The sequence below is a fragment of the Ruegeria meonggei genome (genome assembly GCF_900172215.1).
Taxonomy (GTDB): Bacteria; Pseudomonadota; Alphaproteobacteria; order Rhodobacterales; family Rhodobacteraceae; genus Ruegeria; species Ruegeria meonggei.
On the sequence record NZ_FWFP01000005.1, the window covers coordinates 147,190 to 164,682 of the forward strand.

19 protein-coding genes and 1 riboswitch are annotated in these 17,493 nt (G+C 59.3%); of the genes, 14 read left to right on the top strand and 5 right to left on the bottom strand.

Annotated elements, in window-relative coordinates; translation table 11 throughout:
• Nucleotides 1-2 precede the first annotated feature (2 nt).
• On the bottom strand, nt 3-803 hold the full coding sequence (locus RUM8411_RS09745) for a 3-deoxy-manno-octulosonate cytidylyltransferase family protein (protein ID WP_085822506.1): 801 nt from the start codon (nt 801-803) through the stop codon (nt 3-5).
• Nucleotides 803-1,600, bottom strand: a complete 798-nt coding sequence (cysQ, locus tag RUM8411_RS09750) for a 3'(2'),5'-bisphosphate nucleotidase CysQ (protein WP_085822762.1) — start codon at nt 1,598-1,600, stop codon at nt 803-805. The genes RUM8411_RS09745 and cysQ overlap by 1 nt, the downstream gene beginning before the upstream one ends.
• Before the next feature lie 122 nt (nt 1,601-1,722).
• On the opposite strand from cysQ, the gene RUM8411_RS09755 reads away from it, so the two are divergent.
• The gene (locus RUM8411_RS09755) at nt 1,723-2,544 is read left to right on the top strand and encodes an ABC transporter permease (RefSeq protein ID WP_085822507.1); all 822 of its coding nucleotides are present in this window, start codon (nt 1,723-1,725) and stop codon (nt 2,542-2,544) included.
• On the opposite strand, the gene RUM8411_RS09760 is transcribed toward RUM8411_RS09755, so the two are convergent.
• Nucleotides 2,541-3,143 carry an alpha-ketoglutarate-dependent dioxygenase AlkB family protein gene (locus tag RUM8411_RS09760; protein ID WP_085822763.1) on the bottom strand — a complete coding sequence of 201 codons (603 nt, stop codon included), beginning with the start codon at nt 3,141-3,143 and terminating at the stop codon, nt 2,541-2,543. The two genes, RUM8411_RS09755 and RUM8411_RS09760, sit on opposite strands and share 4 nt — an antisense overlap.
• Nucleotides 3,144-3,356: 213 nt before the next feature.
• On the opposite strand from RUM8411_RS09760, the gene dnaK reads away from it, so the two are divergent.
• From dnaK to radC, 13 genes are all read left to right on the top strand, one after another.
• The gene (dnaK, locus tag RUM8411_RS09765) at nt 3,357-5,267 is read left to right on the top strand and encodes a molecular chaperone DnaK (RefSeq protein WP_085822508.1); all 1,911 of its coding nucleotides are present in this window, start codon (nt 3,357-3,359) and stop codon (nt 5,265-5,267) included.
• Nucleotides 5,268-5,342: 75 nt separating this feature from the next.
• Entirely contained in the window at nt 5,343-6,497 is a 1,155-nt protein-coding gene (gene dnaJ, locus RUM8411_RS09770; protein ID WP_085822509.1) for a molecular chaperone DnaJ, read from the top strand.
• Between the two features lie 165 nt (nt 6,498-6,662).
• A riboswitch (TPP riboswitch) is annotated at nt 6,663-6,769 on the top strand.
• Nucleotides 6,770-6,815: 46 nt separating this feature from the next.
• On the top strand, nt 6,816-7,619 hold the full coding sequence (gene thiD / locus RUM8411_RS09775; protein WP_085822510.1) for a bifunctional hydroxymethylpyrimidine kinase/phosphomethylpyrimidine kinase: 804 nt from the start codon (nt 6,816-6,818) through the stop codon (nt 7,617-7,619).
• A complete protein-coding gene (locus RUM8411_RS09780) occupies nt 7,616-8,593 on the top strand; it encodes an FAD-dependent oxidoreductase (RefSeq protein WP_085822764.1) in 978 nt (325 codons plus the stop codon). The genes thiD and RUM8411_RS09780 overlap by 4 nt, the downstream gene beginning before the upstream one ends.
• On the top strand, nt 8,577-8,771 hold the full coding sequence (gene thiS / locus RUM8411_RS09785) for a sulfur carrier protein ThiS (protein ID WP_085822511.1): 195 nt from the start codon (nt 8,577-8,579) through the stop codon (nt 8,769-8,771). The genes RUM8411_RS09780 and thiS overlap by 17 nt, the downstream gene beginning before the upstream one ends.
• A 2-nt stretch (nt 8,772-8,773) precedes the next feature.
• A complete protein-coding gene (locus RUM8411_RS09790; RefSeq protein ID WP_085822512.1) occupies nt 8,774-9,538 on the top strand; it encodes a thiazole synthase in 765 nt (254 codons plus the stop codon).
• The gene (locus tag RUM8411_RS09795; RefSeq protein ID WP_085822513.1) at nt 9,535-10,131 is read left to right on the top strand and encodes a thiamine phosphate synthase; all 597 of its coding nucleotides are present in this window, start codon (nt 9,535-9,537) and stop codon (nt 10,129-10,131) included. The genes RUM8411_RS09790 and RUM8411_RS09795 overlap by 4 nt, the downstream gene beginning before the upstream one ends.
• Entirely contained in the window at nt 10,128-11,093 is a 966-nt protein-coding gene (locus tag RUM8411_RS09800; protein ID WP_085822514.1) for a HesA/MoeB/ThiF family protein, read from the top strand. Before RUM8411_RS09795 ends, RUM8411_RS09800 begins: the two co-directional genes overlap by 4 nt.
• A 20-nt stretch (nt 11,094-11,113) precedes the next feature.
• Nucleotides 11,114-12,049, top strand: coding sequence for an ABC transporter substrate-binding protein (locus RUM8411_RS09805; RefSeq protein ID WP_085822515.1), 936 nt, complete (start codon nt 11,114-11,116; stop codon nt 12,047-12,049).
• The gene (tenA, locus tag RUM8411_RS09810) at nt 12,046-12,723 is read left to right on the top strand and encodes a thiaminase II (protein WP_085822516.1); all 678 of its coding nucleotides are present in this window, start codon (nt 12,046-12,048) and stop codon (nt 12,721-12,723) included. Before RUM8411_RS09805 ends, tenA begins: the two co-directional genes overlap by 4 nt.
• Nucleotides 12,720-13,448 carry an ABC transporter ATP-binding protein gene (locus tag RUM8411_RS09815; protein ID WP_085822517.1) on the top strand — a complete coding sequence of 243 codons (729 nt, stop codon included), beginning with the start codon at nt 12,720-12,722 and terminating at the stop codon, nt 13,446-13,448. Before tenA ends, RUM8411_RS09815 begins: the two co-directional genes overlap by 4 nt.
• Nucleotides 13,445-14,179 carry an ABC transporter permease gene (locus RUM8411_RS09820; RefSeq protein ID WP_085822518.1) on the top strand — a complete coding sequence of 245 codons (735 nt, stop codon included), beginning with the start codon at nt 13,445-13,447 and terminating at the stop codon, nt 14,177-14,179. Before RUM8411_RS09815 ends, RUM8411_RS09820 begins: the two co-directional genes overlap by 4 nt.
• Nucleotides 14,180-14,214: 35 nt before the next feature.
• Entirely contained in the window at nt 14,215-14,970 is a 756-nt protein-coding gene (radC, locus tag RUM8411_RS09825) for a RadC family protein (RefSeq protein WP_085822519.1), read from the top strand.
• A 3-nt stretch (nt 14,971-14,973) separates the two neighbouring features.
• Here radC and RUM8411_RS09830 read toward each other — a convergent pair whose 3' ends face one another.
• On the bottom strand, nt 14,974-16,530 hold the full coding sequence (locus tag RUM8411_RS09830) for a phosphate ABC transporter substrate-binding/OmpA family protein (RefSeq protein WP_085822520.1): 1,557 nt from the start codon (nt 16,528-16,530) through the stop codon (nt 14,974-14,976).
• Between the two features lie 24 nt (nt 16,531-16,554).
• Nucleotides 16,555-17,481 (bottom strand): hypothetical protein, encoded by a 927-nt coding sequence (locus RUM8411_RS09835; protein ID WP_085822521.1) that lies wholly within the window; start codon nt 17,479-17,481, stop codon nt 16,555-16,557.
• Between the last annotated feature and the right edge of the window lie 12 nt (nt 17,482-17,493).

Consider the following 17,493-nt stretch of genomic DNA (forward strand, 5'->3'; position numbering starts at 1 on the left):
GATCACTCCAACCCCATCGCGGCCATCATCTCTTCCAGCTTCGGCACGTCCTGCGGGTTGTTTAGCTCCCAGAACTGGCGGCCTTTGGCTTCCACCTCGACACACAGAACCTTGCGGCCGTTTTCCATGAACCGCAGCTGTTCCAGCCCTTCCAATTGTTCCAGCGGTCCAACCGGCCAACCGGGATAAGCAGCCAGCGCGTCTGGACGATAGGCATAAACGCCAACATGGTGGAACACCGGGGTCGGCTGTTCACCGGCATAGGTTTGTGCGGTGTAGGGGACGACCTCTTTCGAGAAATACATCGCGCTGTGATCAGCGGCGAAGACGGCGGTGGTGCCGCCGACGCGCCCGTGTTTGCGGTCGTTCAGCAGACCGTTCAGCGCGTCGCCATCGCAGCGCAGCACGGGGGTCGCGACACCGGCCTCGGGTGCGGCGCGCAGGCCGGCGATCAGGTCCTCGACAAACCAATGTGGGGTCAGGGGGGCATCGCCTTGCAGGTTCACTACGATGTCATAGCCTGCGCCCAGTACGTCATGCGCTTCGGCGCAGCGTTCGGTGCCATTGCCGCAGGTCTCGGATGTCATCACCACCTCGGCGCCGAAACCCTCAGAGACTTCGCGGATACGGTCGTCATCAGTGGCCACAACCACCTTGTCCACGCCCGATACCGAACTGGCCGCACGCCAGGACCGTTCGATCAAGGTCATCGCGTTGCCACTGGCTCCGGTCAACGGCACCAGCGGTTTGCCCGGGTACCGGGTCGAGGCGTAACGGGCGGGAATGGCGATCAATACGGACATCAGGCCTCCTTCAGGTCAACACCCGGAGCGTAGGCGATAAAGAACGGGTTTGCATAGCCGTCCTTGCCATAGGTCAGTGGTTCGTGGTTGTCGAACCGCACAACCTTGCCGCCCGCACCGGCCAGCACCGCGTGACCGGCTGCGGTGTCCCATTCCATGGTGCGCCCGACGCGGGGGTAGATATCCGCCTCGCCGGTGGCCACCAGACAGAATTTCAGCGATGAGCCCGCGCTTTTGCTGTCCTGAACCTGATATTTGTTGATGTAGTCGTCAGTGGCCTGATCCCGGTGCGATTTCGATGCTACGACCAGAAGGGCCGAGTTGTCCGGCTCAGACACCGAGATCGGTGTTACGGCACCAGCTTGCGCCTTGTCCAACGCGCCTGTTTCCTCAACCGTCTGGCCGTCGGTCTGGGTATAGAACATACGACCACGGGCGGGGGCATAGACAACACCCCGGGTTGGAACGCCGTTTTCGACCAGCGCGATATTCACGGTGAAATCGCCGCGCCGGTTGATGAATTCCTTGGTGCCGTCCAGCGGATCCACGATCAGGAACGTATCTCCCTTTTGCGTGTGCGAGGCAGCCTGTTCCTCGGTCACCAGCAGGATATCCGGGAAAGCGGCACGCAGCCCGGCCGAGATCAGGGCGTCGGCGGCTTCGTCCGCTTCGGTCACGGGGCTGGCGTCGGATTTGACCTTCACGTCGAAGTCATCCGCTTCGTAGATTTTCATGATCGTGTCGCCCGCTTCCAGGGCCAGACGTCGGATGACGGGAATAAGGGCGTCGTAGGTCACAAAAATGCTCCGTTCGCGTGGTTTGTTGATTGAAATTTCTATCGGCCTTATGATGTGCCGGTTACGGATCGGCAAGAAATTCGTGGCAGATTGCTGGCGAAAAAGCGGGAAAGACACTCAGAGTGTATTATTTCAAGCGAAACCAGTCCCTTCTGGGCGGTGCGTTTACAACTGCGGAATTGATATTCCATGCGGTGGTGCGCAACGTGCGGTCGCAGCATTCCAACGCAGTGCTTGCGATCATCATTAACATTGTACAGATACTGGCACTGGTTTTGGTGTTCTATACCATCATGTCGTTCATGGGGTCGCGTGTCGCCAAAATTCGGGGCGAGTTCATTCTGTATCTGTTGACCGGAGTGTTTTTGTTTCTGACCCATATAAAAGCCGTCAGTGCGATTGCGGGCGTGGGCACCGGGAACAGTCCGATGATGCTGCATTCGCCGATGAACATGATGGTCGTTTTGTTGGCCACGGCCTACGGCTCGCTTTACACGCAGATGATGTCCATCCTTGTGATCCTGTTTCTGTATAGCGTTGCGGTTTCCCCGATCGAAATACAGGAACCGGGCGGTGCGTTTGCGATGCTTATACTGGCCTGGTTTACCGGCTGTTCGGTTGGTGTCGTGTTCATGGCGATGAAGCCCTGGTTGCCGGGTACGTCTGAGATGCTGAAAAACATCTACCGGCGTTTGAACATGATATTTTCGGGTAAGATGTTTGTGGGCAATGCGCTGGGTGGGGTCATGCTGACCATGTTCATCTGGAACCCGCTGTTTCATATTATCGACCAGTGCCGGGGCTTTGTTTTCCGCAACTATTTCCCGCGAAATACCAGTTGGGAATATGCGCTTTGGGTTGGTTTGGTGCTGTTGCTTATCGGACTTTTGGGAATATTCTTCACGCGTCAGCATGTTTCGCAAAGCTGGGGCGCGCGCCGCTAAGCGGCCACGCGCAGGGTCAGATTGATCCGCCCGCCCTTGGGCAACAGCTTGGAGGAGCCAAAGCGGATACGGTCGACCCCGTGATAGGTCAGGCGCGCGGGTCCTCCCATAATCACCACGTCGCCCGAGTTCAGCCAGATCGATTCCGTTTTACCACCGCGGGTTTGGTTGCCAATGCGGAACAGCGCATCATCCCCCAATGAGATCGACAGGACGGGCCACGAAAAATCCGCCTCATCCTTGTCCTGATGCAGGCCCATCCGGGCGCCCTCGCCGTAGTAGTTGATCAGGCAGCAGTCTGGTTCACGGTCAGGGCTGGCCAGATCCCGCCAGATGTCCAGAATCTTATCGGGGATAGCTGGCCAGATCGCACCTTTGGGGTGTTCGGGCTGATATCGGTATCCGGCCTTATCCGTGACCCATCCCAACGCGCCGGCCGAGGTCATGCGCACGGACATTTCCTTACCCGAGGGCGTCACCGGCCGAAACAGCGGGGCGGATTTCAGAATCGGGCGCAGCACTTCGACCAATTGGGTCTGTTCCTCCATATCCAGATAGGTTTTTCTGATATCAAAATCGCGCAAATGCAGCCGCGCCATCGCAGAATCCTCAATCCTTGCCAAAACCTTGCCAAAAAAGGCCATAGATTCCCGAAAACCTGCGATTTAGACCGCTTGCAGGCCTTTGGTCTCGCCCTTATATACGCCGGGACGCGCGATGGTGTAGAGCTGTTGCGCATAACTGATCGAGGCCGGGATGCCGTAACGGGTTCAGGCCTTGGGACATCGCCTTGAAGAGAAAGGGATCGACATATGGGAAAAGTAATCGGTATTGACCTCGGCACCACAAACTCGTGTGTGGCCATCATGGACGGCTCGCAGCCGAAGGTCATCGAAAACGCAGAAGGGGCGCGGACCACGCCCTCGATCGTCGCCTTCACCGAAGATGAGCGATTGGTCGGTCAGCCTGCAAAACGCCAGGCGGTCACCAACCCCGACAACACGATCTTTGGCGTCAAGCGCCTGATCGGCCGTCGTGTGGATGATGCAGAAGTCGAAAAAGACAAGAAAATGGTGCCCTATGCCATCGTGAACGGCGGCAATGGCGACGCGTGGGTGGAAGCCCGCGGTGAAAAGTATTCCCCAAGCCAGATCTCGGCCTTCACTCTGGGTAAGATGAAGGAAACCGCCGAAAGCTATCTGGGTGAGGAAGTCACACAGGCCGTGATCACCGTACCGGCCTATTTCAACGACGCTCAGCGTCAGGCCACCAAAGACGCAGGCAAGATCGCCGGTCTGGAAGTGCTGCGGATCATCAACGAACCGACAGCCGCCGCGCTGGCCTATGGTCTGGACAAGGAAGAAACCCAAACCATCGCGGTCTATGACCTTGGTGGCGGTACCTTCGACGTGACCATTCTGGAAATCGACGACGGTCTGTTCGAAGTCAAATCGACCAACGGCGACACCTTCCTGGGTGGCGAAGACTTTGATATGCGCATCGTCAACTATCTGGCGGATGAGTTCAAAAAGGAACACGGCGTCGATCTGTCCAGCGACAAGATGGCGCTGCAGCGCCTGAAAGAAGCTGCTGAAAAAGCCAAGATCGAACTGTCCTCGACCTCGCAGACCGAAATCAATCAGCCGTTCATCTCGATGGGTGCCAACGGTCAGCCGCTGCACATGGTCATGAAGCTGACCCGTGCCAAACTGGAATCACTGGTCGGTGACCTGATCAAAAAGTCGATGAAACCCTGTCAGGCCGCGCTGAAAGACGCCGGTTTGTCGGCGGGCGACATTGATGAGGTTGTTCTGGTCGGTGGTATGACCCGGATGCCGAAAGTCATCGAAGAGGTCACCAAGTTTTTCGGTAAAGAGCCGCACAAGGGCGTGAACCCGGACGAAGTTGTGGCCATGGGCGCCGCCATTCAGGCCGGTGTTCTGCAGGGCGACGTCAAGGACGTGGTTCTGCTGGACGTGACGCCGCTGAGCTTGGGTATTGAGACGCTGGGTGGCGTGTTCACCCGTCTGATCGACCGCAACACCACGATCCCGACGAAAAAGTCTCAGGTCTTCTCGACTGCCGAAGACAATCAGAACGCCGTGACCATCCGGTGTTTCCAGGGTGAACGTGAAATGGCCGCGGACAACAAGATCCTGGGTCAGTTCAACCTTGAAGAAATCCCGCCCGCGCCACGCGGCATGCCTCAGATTGAAGTGACGTTTGACATCGACGCCAACGGCATTGTCTCGGTCTCGGCCAAGGACAAAGGCACCGGCAAAGAGCAGAAGATCACCATTCAGGCCTCGGGCGGTCTGTCGGACGAAGACATCGACAAGATGGTCAAGGACGCCGAAGACAACGCCGAGGCGGACAAGGAACGCCGCGAGTTGATCGAGGCGAAGAACCAGGCCGAAAGCCTGATCCACTCGACCGAAAAGTCCGTCGAAGAACATTCGGACAAAGTCGATCCGACGACTGTCGAAGCCATCGAACTGGCAATCGCCGCGCTGAAAGACGAGCTGGAGACTGAGAACGCCGACAAGATCAAGTCGGGTATCCAGAACGTCACCGAAGCTGCGATGAAGCTGGGCGAGGCGATCTACAAGGCGCAAGCTGAAGAGGGTGACGACGAACCTGCGGCGGCTGACGAGGCTCCGGCAGGTGAAGACGACATCGTCGACGCCGAGTTCGAAGATCTGGACGGCGACAAGCGCAACTAACGGGTAACCGGGCCAAGTCGGGCCGGTCCGGTGACCCGGGCCGGTCCGATTACGTTGAGACATAAGGAACAACTGATGTCAAAACGCGACTACTATGATGTGCTCGGCGTGTCCAAGGGCGCATCGGCGGACGAGATCAAAAAGGGTTTTCGAACGAAAGCCAAGGAATTGCATCCCGACCGCAACAAAGACAACCCAGATGCCGAAGCCCAGTTCAAAGAAGCCAACGAGGCTTACGACGTTCTGAAAGACGCTGAACGCAAGGCCGCCTATGACCGTTTTGGTCATGCCGCGTTTGAAAACGGCATGGGCGGTGGCGGCGGACGCCCCGGTGGTGGTTTCGGACAGGGTGATTTCTCCAGCGCCTTTTCGGACGTGTTTGACGACCTGTTCGGCGATTTCATGGGCGGCCAGCGTGGTGGCACTGGCGGCGGACGTCGTGCGGCCCGTGGATCTGATCTGCGCTATAACCTGCGCGTGTCGCTGGAAGATGCCTTTGCAGGCCTGCAAAAAACGATCAGCGTCCCGGCTGCTGTGGCTTGTTCGGCTTGTGACGGATCGGGTGCGGAAGGCGGCGTGGAACCTACGACCTGTCCGACTTGTTCGGGCATGGGTAAGGTACGCGCACAACAGGGTTTCTTCACCGTCGAACGCAGCTGCCCCACCTGTTCCGGTCTGGGCCAGATCATCAAGAACCCCTGTAAATCCTGTCAGGGCGCAGGCCGCGTCGAACGTGAACGCGCGCTTTCGGTCAACATCCCTGCGGGCGTTGAAACCGGCACCCGCATTCGGTTGGCTGGCGAAGGCGAAGCCGGGATGCGCGGAGGTCCCCCGGGCGATCTGTATATCTTTGTTGAAGTGTCAGATCATAAGCTTTTCGAACGTGACAGCGTGAACTTGTATTGCCGCGTGCCGGTCAGTATGGCCAAGGCCGCGCTGGGCGGATCCATCGAGGTGCCTACCATTGATGGTGGTCGCGGCCGCATTCAGATCCCTTCTGGCAGCCAATCCGGCCGCCAAATGCGTCTGCGTGGCAAAGGCATGCCGGCCCTGCGCGGAGGCGGCGTTGGGGACATGTTCATCGAACTGGCCGTGGAAACCCCCGTCAATCTGACCAGCCGTCAGAAAGAACTGCTGCGGGAATTTGACGACTTGGGTGAGGACAACCACCCGGAATCCAATAGCTTTTTCTCGTCTGTAAAGTCTTTTTGGGACGGGATGAAAGGCTAACCAGCCTTTCCGTACATCAAGGGGGGGCTCTGCCCCCGCCGAGGCAAAGCCTCGCAACGTTCCACAAGTTTCCAATGCGCGTGTTGGCCTTATTTCCGGGTTCAATGTGGCCATATAGCCCACAGATTGACGCTTGATTTTCGCTACTTCACCTGAGATTGTCCGCAACAACCGTTGGGGTGCCCCATGTCAGGGGCTGAGAGGCATGCACGTGTCAACCCATCGAACCTGATCCGGGCAATACCGGCGGAGGGAACGGTCTAACACGTTACAGACGTTTTCCACGCCCCGTTGCCCAAACCGAATTGGAGCAACGATATGACGCCGATTGCATTGACAATTGCAGGGTCTGACAGTGGCGGTGGGGCCGGGATTCAGGCCGACCTCAAGGCGATGTCCGCGCTGGGTACTTACGGTGCCAGTGTGATTACAGCGGTGACTGCCCAAAACACCAAGGCCGTGACAGCTGTACATGGTATCCCGCTGGACGTCATAGCAGCGCAGATCAAAGCTGTGCTGGTCGATTTGGACGTTAGTGCGATTAAGATCGGCATGTTGGCCACCCCCGAGATCATTCACACCGTCGCAGATGGCATCGCCGGGTTTACTGGCCCTGTTGTTCTCGACCCTGTCATGATCGCGAAATCCGGTGATGCGCTGTTGGCGCAGGACGCGGTCCAGACATTGCGCGATGTTCTATTGCCCCGTGCAACCGTGCTGACACCAAATCTGCCGGAGGCTGCCCGATTGCTCGGCGCGCCTGAGGCAGCGACGCCAGAGCAAATGGTGGAACAGGGGCTTGCCTTATGTGGGCTGGGTGCCGGATCCGTTCTGATGAAGGGTGGGCATGGGCTGGGTGAAATCTGCCAAGACTTTCTGATCAGCCCTTCCGGGCGGGTTGCTGAGTTCAAGGCGCCGCGCCGGGATACGCGCAACACGCATGGTACCGGGTGCACGTTGTCCTCTGCGATTGCAGCAGGGCTTGCCAAAGGGCTTAGCCTGGTCGAGGCCACCGCACAGGCACATGCGTATTTGCAAGGGGCGATCGCCGCGGCGGATACGCTGTCCATCGGCCAGGGGCATGGTCCGGTTCACCATTTCCACCAAGTTTGGCCCGCGTGACAGTCTGGTCGGTCATAGGGTCCGGCGTCGCCGGTCTGGCTGTTGCCAGTGAGCTTGTGTCGCGCGGTGCACAGGTTCAGATCTTTGATCCCGGTGGCCCGCCTGGCCCGCACGGGTGTTCATGGTGGGCCGGGGGCATGTTGGCCCCTTGGTGCGAGTTTGAAAACGCGGAAGAATCGGTGTTGCGGCTTGGTCAGCATGCGCTGGAGTGGTGGGGCACACGGACGCGGGTGCAGCGACGTGGAACATTGGTTGTGGCTAATCCTCGAGATTTGCCAGATCTGCGTCGTTTTTCCCGCCGGACCGAAGGGTTCGCCGAGGTTGATCAACCAAAAATCCGAGAGTTAGAGCCTGACTTACATGGTTTCACCAGAGGTCTTCACTTTGCGGATGAGGCCCATCTGGACCCGCGACAGGCCTTGCGCGATCTGTACACCCAGCTTGTGAAACAGGGGGTCGAGTTCCACCATAAACTGGCGCCCACACGGCTGGAAAACGCGATCGACTGCCGGGGTCTGCACGCGCGGGACGTCTTGCATGATCTGCGTGGTGTCAAAGGAGAGATGCTGGTAATCCGCTGCCCAGACGTGACCCTGACCCGGCCCGTGCGCTTGCTGCATCCGCGGATTCCGCTTTATATCGTTCCGCGCGGGGACGGCGTTTATATGCTGGGCGCGACGATGATCGAATCCGAGGACAGCAGCCGAATTACGGCGCGCTCGATGCTGGAACTGCTCAGTGCGGCTTATGCGCTGAACCCTGCTTTCGGCGAGGCTGAGGTGCTTGAGATCGGCGTAGATCTTCGCCCCGCCTTTCCCGACAATCTGCCCCGCATTCGGCGGTTAGGCCGGACAATCTATGCCAATGGGCTGTACCGCCACGGCTATCTGCTGGCCCCTGCCCTGGCGCAAGGTGTGGCTGATCTGGCGCTAAAGAACACACATTCGGAGATGGTTGATGAAGATCGTGCTTAATGGCGAACCGCGTGAGATGCGCGGCGAAACTCTCTCGGATTTACTGCAGGAATCTGGATTCTCGGGCCGGGTGGCAACGGCAGTGAACGAAGATTTCGTGCCGTCCAGCCTGCGCATCGCACACAAGCTGAACGATGGAGACCGGGTCGAAGTTGTCGCCCCGATGCAGGGGGGCTGAGGATGAAGCTGTTCTACGGCACGCAACTGCCAAACCCGTTGATGCTGGGCACGGCGCAATACCCCAGCCCTGCCATTCTGGAACAGGCGTTTCGTGACAGCGGCGCTGGGGTGGCGACGGTTTCTTTACGTCGCGAATCCGGGGCGGGGCAGACGTTTTGGCAGATGATCCGCGATCTGGGTGTGCTGATTCTGCCCAACACGGCCGGCTGTCACACGGTGAAAGAGGCCGTGACCACGGCCCATATGGCGCGCGAGGTGTTTGACACCAAATGGATCAAGCTGGAATTGATTGGCCATACCGACAGCCTGCAGCCGGATGTGTTTCAGTTGGTCGAGGCGGCGCGCATCCTGACTGAGGACGGGTTTCAGGTCTTTCCCTACACCACCGACGATCTGATTGTGGGAGAACAGTTGCTGGCTGCTGGGTGTGAGGTGCTGATGCCCTGGGGTGCGCCGATTGGATCGGGCCGTGGGTTGAACAACGCATATGCCTTGCGTGCGATGCGAGCTGAATTTCCCGATGTGCCGCTGGTGGTTGATGCCGGGATCGGTTTGCCCAGCCACGCGTCACACGCGATGGAACTGGGCTATGATGCGGTCTTGTTGAACACCGCCGTGGCCCGGGCGGGCGATCCGGCGATGATGGCCAAAGCGATGAAGCTGGCGATTGAGGCCGGGCACCTGTCCTATCAAGCCGATCCGATTGAGGCGCGCGATATGGCCGAACCTTCAACCCCCGTCATCGGAAAGGCGTTTTTGTCATGAGGCTGGATCGGTTCTACCCAATCTTCGATCATTCCGACTGGCTGCGGCGCATGCTGCCTTTGGGCGTTAAACTGGTGCAGCTACGGGTCAAGGATCAGCCCGAACCGATTGTGAGGGAACAGATCGCAATCTCGCGCGATCTGTGCCGCGAACATGGCGCAATGCTAGTGGTGAATGACCATTGGCAGGCCGCCATTGACGCCGGGTGTGACTGGATTCATCTGGGTCAAGAGGATCTGGACGAGGCTGATCTGAAAGCCATCCGCAAGGCAGGGCAGAAACTGGGCGTCTCAACCCATGACGATGATGAGCTTGAGCGTGTCTTGGCTATGGATCCAGATTACGTCGCTCTAGGTCCGGTCTACCCCACTATCCTGAAGAAAATGAAATGGCACCAGCAGGGCTTGCCCCGCGTCAACGAATGGAAGGCGCGCGTGGGAGATATCCCTCTTGTCGGGATCGGCGGGATGCGTGTTGAGCGGGCGGAAGGTGTGTTGCAGGCAGGGGCGGATATCGTCTCGGTCGTCACCGATATTACCCTGAACGCTGACCCAGAAGCCCGTGTGCGCCAATGGATCGAGGTCACGCGATGAGCCGCTATGCCCGCCAGACCCAACTGCCCGAGGTAGGCCCCGAAGGGCAGGCTCGCCTGTCCTCGGCGCGCGTGCTGGTGGTGGGCGCAGGCGGTCTGGCCGCTCCAGTGCTACCCTTCCTGTCCGGGGCTGGGGTTGGCCGGATCACGATTGTGGATGGCGACAGTGTTGATCTGTCAAACCTGCACCGTCAGACGCTGTTTTCCGAATCGGACTGCGGTCGTCCAAAGGCTGAAATCGCCGCATCCCGGTGCCGTGCGTTGAATGCTGAGATTGATGTGATCGGTCATAAACAGTCTCTAACAAGTGTAAACTCAGCCGGGTTGGTGGCGCAGGCGGATGTGATCTTGGATTGTGCCGACAGCTATGCCGCCAGCTATACCCTGTCGGACACCTGTCTGGCGCAAGGCAAGCCGCTGATCTCGGCCTCGGTGTTGGGATTGTCGGGCTATGTCGGTGGCTTCTGCGGCGGCGCGCCGTCGTTGCGCGCGCTGTTCCCCGATGCGCCGGACAGTGGTGCCAGTTGTGCCACGGCTGGTGTGCTTGGCCCCGTCGTTGGTGCGGTTGGCGCGATGCAGGCGCAGATGGCGCTGAACCTGATCCTCGGGCTCGCTCCCTCGCCTCTGGGTCAGATGGTGCAATACGACGGCCGCACCCTGCGCAGCAGCGGTTTCAGGTTCGATGACGCGCCGGAGCCGAACAGCTGCTTTCGCTTTCTTTCGGCCAGCCAGCTGACTGACGAAGACCAGATCATCGAGCTTCGCTCGGTGGACGAAGCCGCCTGTCCGGCCCATCCCAACGCAAAACGGGTGACGCCTGAAAACGTGAACGAAGTAGACCCTAATCAAGGAAAAAGGCTGGCGCTTTGCTGCGCCACCGGCCTGCGCGCGTGGCGGGCGGCCGAACAAATTCAACCGAATTGGCCGGGCGAGATTGTCCTCGTCGCGGCCTCAACCTCGTGAATGAAAAGGAAACGCGAGATATGAAAAAGCTGATCACTGCCATCGCCCTGCTGGCCGCCGCGCCCGCCTGGGCCGAAGACAAGATGACCGTGCTGCTGGATTGGTTCATCAACCCCGATCATGGGCCTATCATTGTGGCGCAGGAAAACGGTTACTTCGCTGAACAGGGGCTTGAGGTCGAGATCGTTCCCCCTGCTGACCCTTCCGCCCCGCCGCGTTTGGTTGCCGCTGGTCAGGCTGATCTGGCCGTGTCGTATCAGCCGCAGCTGCACCTGCAGATCCACGAAGGCCTGCCGCTGAAGCGGGTCGGTACGCTGGTGGCGACACCGCTGAATTGCCTGCTGGTACTAGAGGATGGACCGATCAAATCACCCGCAGACCTTAAGGGTAAGAAGATCGGTTTCTCGGTTGCAGGTGTAGAAGAGGCCGTCCTGACCACCGTTCTGGGTAAATACGGCGTCAAACTGGATGAGGTTGAGCTGATCAATGTCAACTTCTCGCTCTCGCCCTCGCTGATGACTGGTCAGGTCGATGCGGTGATCGGCGCGTATCGCAATTTCGAACTGAACCAGATGGATATCGAAGGCGTTCCCGGTACCTGTTTCTATATCGAGGAAGAAGGCGTGCCCGCCTATGACGAGCTGATTTATGTTGCCAACCCTGAGACCATGGATATCGACAAGGTCACCCGTTTTCTGGCCGCAACCGAAAAGGCGACGCAGTACATTGTCAACAACCCGGACAAAAGCTGGGAGATTTTCTCGGGCACCTCGCCTGAGTTGCAGGATGAGCTGAACGCCCGCGCCTGGGTCGACACGTTGCCGCGTTTTGCCCTACGCCCGGCAGGTCTTGAGGCTGGTCGTTATGCAAGGTTCGAAGCGTTCCTGAAAGACAGCGGCATGATCGACAGCATCAAGCCGGTCAGTGACATTGCCATCGACGTAACCGCGAAATGAGCAGCGGTTACGGCAAAGCCTTCGCGCTGATGCGCGAGGCGGGACAAGGGCCGTGGCGGGATTATACCCGCCATGCCTTTGTCGAAGGGTTGAAAGACGGCACCCTGCCGCGCGCGGCGTTCCTGCATTACCTGCGGCAGGATTACGTGTTCCTGACCCATTTCTCGCGCGCCTGGGCGTTGGCGGTAGTCAAGGCGCAGACCCATGAGGAAATGCAGGTCGCTTCGGCGACAGTGAATGGGCTGATGCATGAAGAGATGATGCTGCATGTGGGCGTTTGTGCCGACGCGGGGATCTCGCGTGAGAAGCTGTTTGCAACGCCTGAGCGGCCGGAAAACCTGGCTTATACCCGATTTGTGCTTGAGGCCGGGTATTCCGGTGACTACCTGACCCTGCTGGCCGCATTAGTGCCCTGCGTCATCGGCTATGCCGAGATCGGCGCGCGGTTGGCACAAGAAGCGACATCAGAAACCTACCGCCCGTGGATCGATACGTATGCGGGCGATCAGTATCAGAGCTATTGCCGTGATATCGGTGCTTTACTGGATTCTGCGCTGATCCGACGGTTGGGCGAAAACTACGATACGCTTCCAATATGGTCCGACCTTTGCAAGACCTTTGAAACGGCAACGATGCTCGAGGTCAATTTCTGGCAAATGGGTTTGACCCCGTGACCCCGGCACCTGACCTGATCGTCAAAGGCAAAGCCTCGATCGATGGCGCAACACTGTTCGCACCGTTGACCCTGACCCTTGGGGCGGGGCAGTGGACGTGTCTGTTGGGCGGGTCGGGTGTTGGAAAAACCACGGTGCTGCGGTTGATTGCCGGGCTAAACACCGGCGCGGTTTTCACCGGTGAGATTATGGCCAGTGACGGCCAGCCCGTGACTGAACGGGTCGCCTATATGGCGCAGGATGATCTGTTGCTGCCCTGGGCCACAGTGGCGCAGAATGTCTCGCTGGGCGCGCGCCTGCGGGGGGAAAAGCCCGATCTGGCCCGCCGCGACCGTCTGATCGAACGAATGCGGTTGCAGGAGCATTTGGGCAAAAAACCGTCCGAGCTGTCCGGCGGCCAACGGCAACGGGTGGCTTTGGCTCGCACGTTGATGGAAGACCGCCCCATCGTGCTGTTGGATGAGCCGTTTTCAGCGCTGGATGCCCGTACCCGGGCCGATATGCAGGATCTGGCCGCCGAGGCGTTGCAAGGCCGTACCGTTCTGTTGGTGACCCATGATCCGGGCGAGGCCGCACGTCTGGGCCAGTCCATCACTGTCATGACCCAGCACGGGTTGACGCCCTGCAATCCGCCACATGCGCCAGCGCCGCGTCATGTGGACGATTTGGAGACATTGGCAACACAGGGCGCGTTGCTGCGTATGCTGCGCGAGGGCGCGGCATGAAGTACCTCTCGGCCCTTGCTGCCACGATCTTTGCGCTGGCGATCTGGCAGGCGATCGTTTCCCTGACCGGCCTGCCAAAGTTTATCCTGCCGGGGCCCGCGCTGGTGGCTGAGACCTGGTGGCAGAACCGTTGGCTGATTGCCGAACATACCTGGATCACCGCGATTGAGGTGGTGATCGGGCTGGCGTTTGGCACGATCCTGGGTGTGATCACCGCGTTGCAACTGGCCAATTCCCGGGCCGCGCGGGTGTTGGTGCAGCCGATGCTTGTGTTCACGCAGGCGCTGCCGGTTTTTGCACTGGCCCCGCTGCTGACCCTGTGGCTGGGCTATGGGTTGTGGTCCAAGGTGGCGATGGCCGTGCTGATCATCTATTTCCCGATCACCTCGTCCTTTTTTGACGGGTTGATGCGCACACCGTCGGGCTATCTTGATCTGGCACGTACGATGCAGGCCAGCCCACGCGCGGTGTTGTGGCATATCCGAATTCCGGCTGCTTTGCCCTCGCTGGCGTCGGGGATGCGGCTGGCTGCGGTCTATGCACCCATTGGGGCGGTCATCGGTGAGTGGGTCGGCTCCTCGCAAGGATTGGGGTATCTGATGTTGCTGGCCAACGGTCGCGCCAAGACGGACCTGATGTTTGCGGCCATGCTGACACTTGGTGTGTTTTCCATCGTGCTGCACATGATCATTCGCCGCGCCACGGCACGCATGGCCGGTGAGATGCGTTAACCTTTCAGAAACCGATTCTGGACCACTCTGGAGGCATGACACAGGATGCCTTTGCCGAAGCCCCGATGTTGTTTGAAACAGATGAAGCCCCGGTGCAGCCGCTGCCTTCAGGCCGCCTGCCGTCTTACATAAAGGATCACCGCAAACGCCTGCGGGAAAGGTTCATGTCCGGCGGATCGGCCGCGATGCCGGATTACGAGCTGTTGGAGCTGGTTCTGTTTCGCTCAATTCCTCGGCAGGATGTGAAACCCTTGGCGCGGGCGTTGATGGATACGTTTGGTGATTTCAACCGCGTGCTGACCGCGCCCGAAGACCGGTTGCGCCAGATCAAGGGCGTCGGCGATACCGTCATCACCGACCTGAAAATCCTTGAGGCATGCGCCCACCGGATGGCCCGTGCACGGGTGATGCAACGGCATGTGATCTCGGGCTGGGACGCGCTGTTGGACTACTGCCACACCACAATGGCGCATCGCGAGACAGAACAATTCCGGGTGTTCTACCTGGATCGGAAAAATGTACTGATCGCGGACGAGGAGCAGGCCAAGGGCACCGTCGACCACGTGCCTGTCTACCCGCGCGAGGTTGCAAAACGGGCGCTGGAATTGAACGCATCGGCCCTAATTGTGGTGCATAACCACCCTTCGGGTGATCCGACCCCGTCGCAGTCGGATATCGATATGACCAACCGCATTCAGGACGCATGCGTGGCGCTGGGCCTGACCCTGCACGACCATTTGATCATCGGCAAATCGAACGAGCTGAGCTTTCGGGCCGAAGGCTATCTGTAGACGTTACTGAACCCAGACCTCGACCCGGCGATTTACCTTGCGACCCCAATCGGTGTCGTCGCAGGCCATCGGCATCGCCTCACCAAAGGCATCGACCTCAAGCTCTACACTGTCGGGAATGGCGGTTTCGACAGAGGACAGCACCGCATTGCGCACGGTCTTAGCCCGCAAAAGCGCGATCCGGGCATTGGCCGCGGCAGGACCATCGCCGTCGCTGAACCCGATAAAGACCAGTTTGCGCGCATCCAGCGTGCCGGCCTCAAGCTGCTGCGCCAACTGGCGGATGTTTGAACGCGACTGCGCATCTGGCCGGGATGAGCCTGCCTCGAACCGGAAGGACAAAGACAGGCGCGCCATGGGCCGCAACGTGTCGATCATGCGTTGCAGCTCTTCTAGACCCACCTCGGCACCGCCCGCGGCCACCGCATTGGCCAGACGATCCCCCTGCAATCCAAGGCGCATGGCCTCTGGGGCCTGATCCACAAACCCCGCATCGCGGATCGCCATCTGGGCATCCTCGCTTTGGGTATAGGCCAGGAACTGCCTTGCAATGCGCGGCAGGCGACGGTCGGGCAAGTACAGGAACATAGGCGAGGTCAGCGGGTAATCCTCGGTTTTGATCGATTGGCGCGTCGCGACCAGCGCATGGCCGCAGCCACCCGTCAGAGGCAAGGCACGCGCTGTTTCGGCCTCTGCTTTACTGGCGATTCCGATGCCAAAGGGGTCTTTGGCCACGGCGCGAACCAAATCACCACTGTTGTGATGGCGAATTGTCCCATCGGCCAAAGTGGCATTGGCCGGGCCAAGTAGTTGATCCTCGAACCCTTGTGCCAACCCTGATCCGACATCGGGCAGATGCAGCGCAATCGGCGCGTCCGGGCCGCCAAGGTCCGACCAATTCGCAATCGCGCCGGAAAACACCCGAACCAGATCGGTGGGAGAGATCTGCCGCACCGGATTGTCCCGCGCCACAACGGGCACCAGAGCATCCAGTGCCACCACGCGGGACCGGCGCACATCGGTCAGATCACCCAAACCGGCGGTTTCGGCAGTCATTTGTTCTGACGGGCGAATTTCACGCAGGGCCATGACGATATCAGCCTGATCCGCGGTTAGATCGGCAAAGCCTTGGCCGGTGTTGCTGACATCAAAAATAAACCGGCCCAGAGGCGCATCCCGACCAGCCTGATGCAGCGCATAGGTTTGGCTTTTGGCGTCGATGTGTGGCTCTGAGATGGACAGCCCTTCATGGTCAGCAAACCCCATCAGAAGGGCGGGCAGAACGGCCTCGGCCATGGCGGACGCGCCCGAGAACCGAATCTCGGCCACGAAATCGGTCAGGCTGGGGCAGGCCGGGCCGTCACAGGTGACACCGGACCCGTCGACGGTCAATTCACCGAACTGGGTGTCGACGCGATAGAATTCACCATCAAAGCCAAGCAGAGTGCCGGTGACTTCGACTTTGCCGTCATGGGATGTCAGCGTGATGTCCTGCGCCTGCGCGCCGGATGCAAGGATCACGAAAAACAGTGCAGCGGACGCCGCACGAAAGAATGTCATAAGAGTGTCGAGCCTGCCTGCGGATTACTTTGCCGCGATTGTCAGGTCTTGGAACAGATTATTCAACACCAGAAACTCACCGGTCCGCGAACAATCGGGAATGTTCAACGTCAAATCGTGCGAGCGCAGCTTCCGATCACCACGCAGCTCCAGCGATTGCACGCTCAGGTCACGACCACAGTTCTCGGCTGTCACTTCGGCTTCGACCGTTACTTCGATCGATCCTGCCTCGGACGCCCGGCCAGCGGGGAATGAGTACACTTGCAGGTTGCGGGCATCAGTAAGACCGGCCTGACCCAAATGCACAACGCTGCCTATGCCTTGCGTTTCCGGATTCGCTGAAACGTGGCCATTGCTGCCGTAACTGGCGCCAAATTCCAGCGCGTGAATCTGCAAATCGGTCTGACCCTGCCATTGCAAAGCGATGCGCGCGTAATGGCCCATGTCAGGGATATGAGTGGTGGCAACGGTACCTTGCTTGTTTTCAAGCGAGATCAGGAAAATTGCATATTCCGACAAGGCGGGAATGGTCAGGTCCAGTGTCCCGCTTGCATCTGTGTGCTGGGTCACGGTCAGGCCGCTGTGATGGATTTCTACCCGTTCATCTGCATAGCAAGGTGCTTTGACAATCAGCCGTGCCGTGGCTCCGGGCATTGCATGGGCCCGGGCACTTAAACTGCAGTTGGCATGGTCAGAGGGGGCTGACTGGCTAGGCTGCAGGGTTCGTCGCGCAGGTTCGGTGACGGCATCCGTACGATAGGCAGACGGCGAGGAGGTCAGAACAATTCCGTCCAGCCCGGGCATCACCGAGGTTTGCGCCACGGTGGCAGCCGCGACTTCAGCATGCGCGGCGTTACGCTGCGCAGTTGATCCATTTTGCATCAGGTAACCGATAGCCAGAGCACACACGACTGTGCCTCCGGTGGTTACGTAGTTCTTTATTACAAACAAGACACCCTCCCC

Excerpts from the sequence above, each read along its gene's own strand:
- dnaJ (WP_085822509.1), top strand. The coding sequence starts at position 5,343 with ATGTCAAAACGCGACTACTATGATGTGCTCGGCGTGTCCAAGGGCGCA.
- tenA (WP_085822516.1), top strand. The coding sequence starts at position 12,046 with ATGAGCAGCGGTTACGGCAAAGCCTTCGCGCTGATGCGCGAGGCGGGA.
- RUM8411_RS09805 (WP_085822515.1), top strand. The coding sequence starts at position 11,114 with ATGAAAAAGCTGATCACTGCCATCGCCCTGCTGGCCGCCGCGCCCGCC.
- RUM8411_RS09745 (WP_085822506.1), bottom strand. The coding sequence starts at position 803 with ATGTCCGTATTGATCGCCATTCCCGCCCGTTACGCCTCGACCCGGTAC.
- RUM8411_RS09800 (WP_085822514.1), top strand. The coding sequence starts at position 10,128 with ATGAGCCGCTATGCCCGCCAGACCCAACTGCCCGAGGTAGGCCCCGAA.
- RUM8411_RS09760 (WP_085822763.1), bottom strand. The coding sequence starts at position 3,143 with ATGGCGCGGCTGCATTTGCGCGATTTTGATATCAGAAAAACCTATCTG.
- RUM8411_RS09830 (WP_085822520.1), bottom strand. The coding sequence starts at position 16,530 with ATGACATTCTTTCGTGCGGCGTCCGCTGCACTGTTTTTCGTGATCCTT.
- dnaK (WP_085822508.1), top strand. The coding sequence starts at position 3,357 with ATGGGAAAAGTAATCGGTATTGACCTCGGCACCACAAACTCGTGTGTG.
- RUM8411_RS09795 (WP_085822513.1), top strand. The coding sequence starts at position 9,535 with ATGAGGCTGGATCGGTTCTACCCAATCTTCGATCATTCCGACTGGCTG.
- radC (WP_085822519.1), top strand. The coding sequence starts at position 14,215 with ATGACACAGGATGCCTTTGCCGAAGCCCCGATGTTGTTTGAAACAGAT.
- thiS (WP_085822511.1), top strand. The coding sequence starts at position 8,577 with ATGAAGATCGTGCTTAATGGCGAACCGCGTGAGATGCGCGGCGAAACT.
- RUM8411_RS09790 (WP_085822512.1), top strand. The coding sequence starts at position 8,774 with ATGAAGCTGTTCTACGGCACGCAACTGCCAAACCCGTTGATGCTGGGC.
- thiD (WP_085822510.1), top strand. The coding sequence starts at position 6,816 with ATGACGCCGATTGCATTGACAATTGCAGGGTCTGACAGTGGCGGTGGG.
- RUM8411_RS09820 (WP_085822518.1), top strand. The coding sequence starts at position 13,445 with ATGAAGTACCTCTCGGCCCTTGCTGCCACGATCTTTGCGCTGGCGATC.